Raw genomic sequence first — 705 nt, forward strand, 5'->3', positions numbered from 1 at the left:
GAGGGGGGGGGGGGGGACGCAGGCGCGTACATCTATCCGGAAAAGCAGAAAACCTGCACCGCACTGATGACTGCCGACCGCTTGGGAAAAACCTAGCGGGCCGCCTGCTGCGCCACGGCTTCCGCACAACGGCGTCCATCCAGGGCGGCGGAAACAATTCCTCCGGCGTAACCCGCCCCTTCGCCGCATGGGTACAGTCCCTCCAGACCGGGATGCTCCAGCGTGGCAGGGTCCCTTGGAATGCGCACGGGGGAGCTGGTGCGCGTCTCACAGCCAATGAGCTGGGCGGAAGCTCCGGCAAATCCCCGCCATTTACGGTCAAACTGCCGCAGCCCCTCCCGCATGCGCCAGACGATCCCTTCCGGGAGCAATTCATGAAGGGGATGGGATACAATGCCGGGGTGATAGCTGGTAGGCAGCAGGGAAGAAGAAACGCGCCCTTTCAGAAAATCCTCCACCTTCTGGGCCGGGGCTTTCTGCATGCCTCCTCCGGCACGGCAGGAAGCCGTCTCCAGCGCCTTCTGGTACGCCACGCCCGCCAGCGCTCCGTGTTCCCTGCAAAACGGTTCCGTATCTTCCGGATGCACGCTGACTACAAAACCGGCATTGGCAAATGGGGAATCCCTCCGGGCCAGAGACATGCCGTTGACCACCACCTCATCGTTTTCCGTGGCGGCGGGAACGATGAACCCGCCGGGGCACATG

At 63.5% G+C, this 705-nt stretch carries 1 protein-coding gene; it reads right to left on the reverse strand.

Annotated elements, in window-relative coordinates; translation table 11 throughout:
* Nucleotides 1-92 precede the first annotated feature (92 nt).
* Nucleotides 93-705: NAD(P)/FAD-dependent oxidoreductase (locus tag B3075_RS06360; RefSeq protein ID WP_343125178.1), on the reverse strand; the 613-nt coding region annotated here is incomplete at its 5' end.

Source organism: Akkermansia sp. UBA7090, from assembly GCF_002493465.1.
GTDB classification, from domain to species: Bacteria; Verrucomicrobiota; Verrucomicrobiia; order Verrucomicrobiales; family Akkermansiaceae; genus Akkermansia; species Akkermansia muciniphila_A.